This is a genomic window from Paracoccus halophilus (assembly GCF_000763905.1).
Taxonomy (GTDB): Bacteria; Pseudomonadota; Alphaproteobacteria; order Rhodobacterales; family Rhodobacteraceae; genus Paracoccus; species Paracoccus halophilus.
The window spans coordinates 20,237-27,299 of sequence record NZ_JRKN01000037.1; the positions used below are offsets into that span (position 1 = coordinate 20,237).

The window sequence follows — 7,063 nt, forward strand, 5'->3', positions numbered from 1 at the left end:
CCGCCCTGCTTCGGCGGAGGAGAGAATGATGACGAAATCGGATCTGGCTGACGAAACCGTCTGCGACTGGACAGTGTCCGGCATGGATTGCGGATCATGTGCAGGCAAGATCAGAAACGCCGTGACCCGTTTGCCGGGAGTCACCGGGGTCGAGGTGGGCATCATGTCCGAACGTCTTCGCCTGACCCTGGACGAAAACAAGACCGGCCGGGAGCAAGTCGAAAAGACCGTGCGAGCTTTGGGATACGGGATCAAGCCACGCGGGGCCGAGAAGAAGGAGTTCGTCCTTCCTGGTGCGGCATCCGATGGCAATCACGAGGCGGATGATCACGTACGTCCCGCTGGGGTCGAGGCCGCTCATTCCGGGCATGGCAGTCCCGGCCATGTCCATGACGACCCAGCCGATCGCGGCAAGAACTGGTATCAGACCGGCAAGGGCAGACTGGTCATCTTCACCGGTCTGCTGCTGGCTGCGGCTTGGGGCGTGGAGCTGTTCGCGCCTCGCATTGGTGCCTGGGCATTCGTCGCGGCCTGCCTGATCGGCGTTGCCCCGATCGCCCGTCGCGCCTTTGCTGCGGCGCGATCCGGCCAGTTCTTCACCATCGAGGGGCTGATGACAGTCGCTGCCATCGGCGCGCTGTTCATCAATGCAGCGGAAGAGGCTGCACTGGTTGTGTTCTTGTTTGCCGTGGGCGAAGTCCTTGAGGGCGTCGCCGCAAGCAAGGCTCGCAACGGCATCCGCGCACTGGCCGATCTGGTTCCAAAAACAGCGCTGCTGGAGGAAAACGGCACGACACGCGAAGTCGCCGCCGCCAGTCTTCAGGTGGGCCAGACCGTTCTGATCCGGCCGGGCGATCGGATCCCGGCCGACGGAGACATCATCGAAGGCATATCCGGTGTCGATGAAAGCCCGGTAACAGGGGAAAGCGTGCCCGCCACACGCGGTCCGGGGGAGAGGGTCTTTGCGGGCTCGATCAACACCGAGGCTGTGCTGCGCGTCACCGTGACCAAGGCCGCCCAGGACAACACCATTTCCCGCATCATCCGTCTTGTCGAAGAAGCCGAGGAGGCGCGTGCGCCGACTGAACGCTTCATCGACCGCTTCAGCCGCTGGTATATGCCCGCCATCGTTGCGGTCGCGGTCCTTGTGGTCGTGGTGCCCCCGCTGGTCTTGGGCCAGTCCTGGGACACCTGGATCTATCGCGGGCTGGCGCTGCTGCTGATTGGCTGTCCCTGCGCGTTGGTAATCTCGGTTCCTGCCTCCATCGCATCGGCGCTCTCTACCGGCGCCCGGCGAGGTTTGCTGATGAAGGGGGGCGCTGTGATCGAGGCCGCCGCCAAGGTCTCGAAGGTCGCATTCGACAAGACCGGCACCCTGACCCATGGCCGCCCGCAAGTCACCGATCTGGTTCCGTTCGGCCACACGACCGAGGCGCAGCTGCTTGAGGTTGCGGCAGGGGTCGAAAGCGGATCCAGCCATCCGCTTGCCGTGGCTATCTTGAACAGGGCCGAAACGGCCGGCGTCCCGGCCCTTCCAGCCCGCGATGCACGCGCACTGGCAGGACGGGGGGTCGTCGCAACAGTGGGGGATGCGCCGGCTTGGGTGACCTCGCCCCGACATGCCTCCGAGAATGGCGGGTTGGATGGACTCGGTCTGCGACAAGCGACCATCTTCGAGGAGCAGGGAAAGACTGCCGTGGCCGTTTATCGCGAAGGCATCCCGCTTGGCCTTATTGCCATGCGCGACGAACCCCGGGCCGACGCTGCAGAAGCGGTGCGCCAGTTGTCGGCCATGGGCATCACATCGACCATTCTGACAGGGGATAACCCCCGCACCGCCGCGGCTATTGCCGAAGGTCTGGGCATGCAGTTCCAGGCCGACATGATGCCCGAGGACAAGCTCAGCGCCATTCGCGAAATGAACGAACAGGGCGGCGTGATGATGATCGGTGACGGCATCAATGATGCTCCTGCCCTCAAACAGGCCAGCATTGGCGTAGCCATGGGCTCGGGCACCGACGTGGCGCTGGAGACCGCCGACGCGGCCATTCTGCGCGACCGGGTGACTGACATTCCCGCACAGATCCGGCTTGCCCGCGCGGCCATGGCCAACATTCGGCAAAACGTGACCATCGCGCTTGGTTTGAAGGCGGTCTTTCTTGTGACAACAGTGCTGGGGATCACCGGCCTTTGGATTGCCATCCTTGCCGATACCGGGGCTACAGTGCTTGTCACGCTGAACGCGCTCCGCCTGCTGGGCTTCAATCCCGAGCGTGAGGGCTGAGGCCATGCTGTCAGGGTTTGGCTGGTCCGTACTGGCGCTGTTGGCGGGCTATCTGCTGCTCTTTTTCTGGGGCAGCGCCATGGCGGCTCAGGCAGCGCGGACGTCGATCTGGCTGTTTGGCCAAGCCAGGGGACGCGATCGCTGGGCAGCGTTTGGCTTTCGGGCGGCCTTTGTTCTGGGCTTTTTTGGCCCGCTGCTCTGGCTGGCTTGGCCCGCCCTGCACAAGATTGACCCTTTTTGGACCGGGGGTGAGGCGGTGGCGATTGGCCTGCTCGGCGTCTTTATCGCCGGCACCGGCGCAATGCTCGCCTTCGCCGCGCAGATGTCGATGGGCAGCTCGTGGCGTGTGGGTGTCGCCGAGGGTGCAACGGGCACGCTTGTGTCAGGCGGGCTTTATCGTTTCAGCCGCAACCCCACCTTTGTGGGTCAGTTCATGCTGCTTGCGGGAGTGGGTCTTGCCATTCCTGCAGTTCCCACGTTTCTCGCTTCGATGCTCTTCCTTTGGTCGGCTGCCACACAGGTTCAATCCGAGGAAACCGCGTTGCAGCAGGCGTTGGGAAGAGACTATGACCATTATCTCAAGACTGTGCCGCGCTGGATCGGCTTTCACCGGAGAAACGAAACATGAAGGCGACCCCGATCATTCTCCTGATTGGTGCCACCGTGTTGGCAGATCAGGCCACCAAGACGGTGGCACTGTTGCTGCTTTCTCCAGGAGAGATCCTGCCTGTTGTTCCTGGGTTTAATGTGACGCTTGGCTTCAACGAAGGAGCCAGTTTTGGCATGATGTCGGGTGCCATGGCGGGACGGCCGCTGCTGATGGCAGCACTGACGGGCGGGCTCGCCTTGATGTTCGCGATTATGGCGTTTCGTGCGGAAAGCCTTCGTGAGCGGACAGGTCTTGCGCTGATCGTGGGCGGTGCGCTCGGCAACATCATCGATCGACTGCGGCAGGGTGCGGTCACCGATTTCCTCGATCTCTACTGGCGGAATTGGCACTGGCCCACGTTCAACGGCGCCGATATCGCAATCACGCTCGGGGCCTTGCTGGTCTTCACCGTATGGCTTCGCCCATCGAAATCCAAGGAACCTGCGTTTTAACCAGAGCAAGACTATGAAGCTGGACAGGCCGAGTTGGACGCCAGTCTACACCTGATCGGCGTAAGCCTCGAACAAAGCCAATGTCCGTTGACTGACGTGATGCTCGATGCCTTCGGCGTCCCGTTCAGCCGTCTCGGCATCAAGGCCGAGGCGGATCAAGAAGCGCAGCACAATCTCGTGCCGGCGGCGGCATTCATCGGCCAGGGTGCTACGAACTCAACCTCGTCGGCGGCGCGATCGTGATCCTGTTCGGTCTGTTCATGATCGGGGCAGCGCGCCTGTCGGCCATGGAGCGCGACCTGCGTTTCCATCTCGACCTGCCGGGCGGGCAACCGGTCGCCTCCTACGTGCTCGGACTCGCCTTCGGTTTCGGCTGGACACCGTGCATCGGGCCGATCCTCGGCGCCATCCTAACCGCCAGCGCGACAAGCGCGACGATTGGCGAGGGCGTCGCATTGCTTGCCTTCTACTCGGCCGGCCTTGGGATCCCGTTTCTGGTCGTCGCGGGGTTCACCGACAGTATTGCCGGCAGGCTGCGCGGCATCGGTCGTTGGGGTCGCCGCCTGCATCAGGCTGCGGGCGGCGTCATGATCCTGATGGGCCTGGCGATGATGACCGGGCGGTTGAGCGCACTGGCCTACTGGCTGCTGGACACCTTCCCTGTCCTTGCGCGGATCGGGTGAACAGATGCGACTGTACGAGAAACATATCCTCCCTCGGCTGACGCATCTGGCGATGGGCCAGGATCAACTTCTTCCCTACCGGCGCCGCGCCGTCTCCGGGCTGCATGGACGTGTGCTGGAGATCGGGATCGGCTCGGGCCTGAACCTTGCGCTCTACCCCGAGGCCGTGCGTCAGATCATCGGTGTTGACCCGTCGCCCGAACTCCTCTCTCGGGCCGCGCAAACCTCCCATGGCCTGATCCTCGGAATAGAAGACCTCCGCAGCTGCGGCACCAGTCATGCAGATCGTCTTTTGAAAGAGGATGCGGGTCTCGAACAGGTCGCCCTCAAGATCGCGGCATGTGTCCGGAATGAACCCATATGGGTTGCGCAGCAGGGCAAGCGTGCTGTCGATGCCCTTTGCGGATGGAATGCTGGACATCGATTATTTCCCCGTAACGTTTTCTTCTCGGTGGTTACGTTCGGGCTTGTTCTGCGCCGAGCGGAAGCTGTCCCAGAACAGCAGGACTGCACCGCAGAAAATCGCCACATCCGCAAGATTGAAGGACGGCCAGTGGTATGTTCCGTAATGGAAATCCAGAAAGTCTGGGACGGCCCGATAACGCAGCCGGTCGAGGACATTGCCGAGCGCGCCGCCGATGATCAGACCGAGAGCGGCAGCCGTCAGCCTGTCCGGCGCGCGCCACAACCAGATCAGCAGCCATGCCACGATTACGGCAGCAAGTGCGATGAGACCCCACCATGGCACGATCCCGCCCAACATACCGAAGCTGACGCCATCGTTCAGAACCCGCACGAGATTGAGAAAGGGCAGAACCTCGACTCCGCGCTCAAGCGCCGGTGTGTTCAGGGCAAGCGCCTTGGTGCCCTGATCGAGACCAAAGGCTGCGATCGCGCAAAGCCCGCCCAGAAAGCGGCTATTCATGCCGGCGCCTTCAGATCGGCCCGCGCGTCGCGGATGATCGCCCATGACGAGTGCAGGAACAGCCCGGCGATACCGAAAGCGACGATGAGGTCTGGCCATGCGCTGCCCAGCCACGCCACAAGACCGGCGGCAACGACGACCGCCGCATTACCGATGGCGTCGTTGCGCGAGAAGAGCCAGACGGCCCGCATGTTCGCGTCGCCCTTGCGGAACCGCAGCAGTGGCAGAACGGAGATGGCGTTGACGACAAGGGCGATCATGCCAAGCAGGCCCATGAGACCTGCATCCGGCGTCGTCTGTTCGAAGACCCGGACGATGGTCGTGCCGAGGACGCCAAGACCGAGGAGCCCGAGGAAGATGCCTTGGATCAGAGCCGACCGTGCCCGCCAAGCGAGGCTCCAGCCGATGGCCAGCAGGCCGAGGAAGGTGATCGCGCCATCGCCGATGAAATCGAGCGCATCGGCCTTCACGGCCTGCGATCCGGAAATGAAACCGCCGATCATTTCGAGGACCCCGTATCCCACGTTCAGGATCACGACGATCCAGAGGGCGCGGCGGTAGGCCGGGTCCTGATGGGCAGGATTCGGCGGAATGTCTTCATCGCCATCGATCCGGTCGAAGCCATAGCCTGTAACCGCGACTGCCTTTTCGATGTCCGGCAGGCGCGCTTCGGGGGCATTCAGTGTCATGATGTGAGTTGCGGCCGACACCTTCACATCGCCGGGCGCGACTCCGGCCGACTGTGCCGCCCGCTCGATCTGTGCGGCATCCTTGGCGCAGTCCATACCGGAAACCCGGTAACGGACGGGCGGGGCATCTGCCGTCAATCCGGCACTTTCGGTGTTGGCCATGGTCGCGCTATTCCTGCTAGGATGAATCAAAGAACAACATATCAGCGAGGAGTGATATGGCGCAATTCGTCGATGACCGCAAGAGCGCAACCATCGAGCGACGGGCGAAGCTGTTTCGCGGCTTCGCGGACCCGAGCCGCCTGGCCATCCTCGGTGCACTTTGTAACGAGCCATTGGCCGTTCACGAGCTCGTCGAGCGGACGAAACTATCGCAACCCAACGTCTCCAACCATCTGAGGTGCCTGCTGGAGTGCGGGCTTGTCGCCAGCGATCGCCATGGGCGTTTCATCCGCTACCGTATCAGCAGCCCGCGCATCACGGTCCTTCTGAACGATGTGGACGCACTTCTCGACGTGGTCGCAGAGGGTGTTGAGGCGTGTGACAATTATCGTGAGGCGTGAGTCAGAACGGACGGCCGGTCGACTCGGCGCAGATCGGTTGGAAAGATGTCGTCCGTGTGCAGGGTCCGACCGAAATCCTGCTGAGGTTCGACAAGCTGGCTTCGGAAGAGACACCATTCATGTATCACTGCCACATCCTCGAACACGAGGATGCGGGCATGATGGGGCAGTTTACGGTCACATAACAGGACCCCACCCGCTCGACACCGGGCGTCGTCAAGAGCTTACGTCTTCTTGCGGCGTTCTATCAGGTGCCGGTGTCGCCTTGTTGAAACGCATTACGGAGTATGTCTAGACCCGAACGGAGAACACCTCGCTAAGCTGCGGGTCCGCCGAAGCGGCCGTCCAGTCGCTCGGCAGCATTCGTCAAAAACGGCCCAATGCCGACATTCAGGACAAATGTGGCTTCTCAATTTTGTCTCCGAAAGCAGTCTTTCATGTTGCGCCGCGGCATGATGATAACAAAATACTACAAGCAGGATAGGCATGGCGAATGTTGATACAGAAGAGTTACCACTGCTAAGCGCCATTTAGAGATGGCTAGTAGAAGCGACTGCTTGGACGAAATAGCCCCTACGGATGGTCGGGGACACTGAAGCAAGCCTTGCTACCTTTGCTTTTTAACAGGCTGCTGAAGAAGTCGGCCTTGAAGGCCGTTATTCCTGCCGCCACGATTTGAAGTCGGTTTTCTTCGGCATCGGCATCGGCATCGGCGGTGGTCGCGGGTCAGAGTTGCCTTCTCCGTCAGGCCGTCAGGAGTTTCGGTAGCCTCGCGAGGTTGCAGGCCGCCATCGTCATCGTGAACTGGGCGCAGACCC

At 61.9% G+C, this 7,063-nt stretch carries 7 protein-coding genes and 2 pseudogenes; 6 read left to right on the forward strand and 3 right to left on the reverse strand.

Features of this window, described 5'->3' with window-relative positions; translation table 11 throughout:
- The first annotated feature begins 25 nt into the window (after positions 1–25).
- From IT41_RS16840 to lspA (IT41_RS16850), 3 genes are read left to right on the forward strand one after another with little or no spacing between them, the layout of a single operon-like run.
- Positions 26–2,284 (forward strand): heavy metal translocating P-type ATPase, encoded by a 2,259-nt coding sequence (locus IT41_RS16840; RefSeq protein ID WP_052081729.1) that lies wholly within the window; start codon positions 26–28, stop codon positions 2,282–2,284.
- Between the two features lie 4 nt (positions 2,285–2,288).
- Positions 2,289–2,912: a methyltransferase family protein gene (locus tag IT41_RS16845; protein WP_036743564.1), complete on the forward strand. Its 624-nt coding sequence runs from the start codon at positions 2,289–2,291 to the stop codon at positions 2,910–2,912.
- On the forward strand, positions 2,909–3,385 hold the full coding sequence (lspA, locus tag IT41_RS16850) for a signal peptidase II (RefSeq protein WP_052081730.1): 477 nt from the start codon (positions 2,909–2,911) through the stop codon (positions 3,383–3,385). The genes IT41_RS16845 and lspA (IT41_RS16850) overlap by 4 nt, the downstream gene beginning before the upstream one ends.
- A 45-nt stretch (positions 3,386–3,430) precedes the next feature.
- On the opposite strand, the pseudogene IT41_RS20240 reads toward lspA (IT41_RS16850), so the two are convergent.
- Positions 3,431–3,589 (reverse strand): annotated as a pseudogene (locus IT41_RS20240) (iron dependent repressor, metal binding and dimerization domain protein); the annotation flags it as partial.
- 5 nt (positions 3,590–3,594) lie between these two features.
- Here IT41_RS20240 and IT41_RS16855 point away from each other — a divergent pair.
- Positions 3,595–4,068 (forward strand): annotated as a pseudogene (locus tag IT41_RS16855) (cytochrome c biogenesis protein CcdA); the annotation flags it as partial.
- A 424-nt stretch (positions 4,069–4,492) separates the two neighbouring features.
- Here IT41_RS16855 and lspA (IT41_RS16860) read toward each other — a convergent pair.
- A complete protein-coding gene (gene lspA / locus IT41_RS16860; protein WP_036743586.1) occupies positions 4,493–4,993 on the reverse strand; it encodes a signal peptidase II in 501 nt (166 codons plus the stop codon).
- On the reverse strand, positions 4,990–5,844 hold the full coding sequence (locus IT41_RS16865; RefSeq protein ID WP_036743565.1) for a cation efflux transmembrane domain-containing protein: 855 nt from the start codon (positions 5,842–5,844) through the stop codon (positions 4,990–4,992). Before IT41_RS16865 ends, lspA (IT41_RS16860) begins: the two co-directional genes overlap by 4 nt.
- Before the next feature lie 56 nt (positions 5,845–5,900).
- Between IT41_RS16865 and IT41_RS16870 the strand changes: the two genes are divergently transcribed.
- Both IT41_RS16870 and IT41_RS16875 read left to right on the forward strand, forming a co-directional pair.
- Complete coding sequence (locus tag IT41_RS16870; RefSeq protein WP_036743566.1) at positions 5,901–6,245, forward strand: ArsR/SmtB family transcription factor; 345 nt, start codon at positions 5,901–5,903, stop codon at positions 6,243–6,245.
- Complete coding sequence (locus tag IT41_RS16875; RefSeq protein WP_036743567.1) at positions 6,242–6,430, forward strand: multicopper oxidase domain-containing protein; 189 nt, start codon at positions 6,242–6,244, stop codon at positions 6,428–6,430. Before IT41_RS16870 ends, IT41_RS16875 begins: the two co-directional genes overlap by 4 nt.
- The last annotated feature ends 633 nt before the right edge of the window (positions 6,431–7,063 follow it).

Coding starts and splice junctions, on each gene's coding strand:
- IT41_RS16840 (WP_052081729.1), top strand. CDS start 26: ATGATGACGAAATCGGATCTGGCTGACGAAACCGTCTGCGACTGGACA.
- lspA (WP_052081730.1), top strand. CDS start 2,909: ATGAAGGCGACCCCGATCATTCTCCTGATTGGTGCCACCGTGTTGGCA.
- IT41_RS16865 (WP_036743565.1), bottom strand. CDS start 5,844: ATGGCCAACACCGAAAGTGCCGGATTGACGGCAGATGCCCCGCCCGTC.
- lspA (WP_036743586.1), bottom strand. CDS start 4,993: ATGAATAGCCGCTTTCTGGGCGGGCTTTGCGCGATCGCAGCCTTTGGT.
- IT41_RS16870 (WP_036743566.1), top strand. CDS start 5,901: ATGGCGCAATTCGTCGATGACCGCAAGAGCGCAACCATCGAGCGACGG.
- IT41_RS16845 (WP_036743564.1), top strand. CDS start 2,289: ATGCTGTCAGGGTTTGGCTGGTCCGTACTGGCGCTGTTGGCGGGCTAT.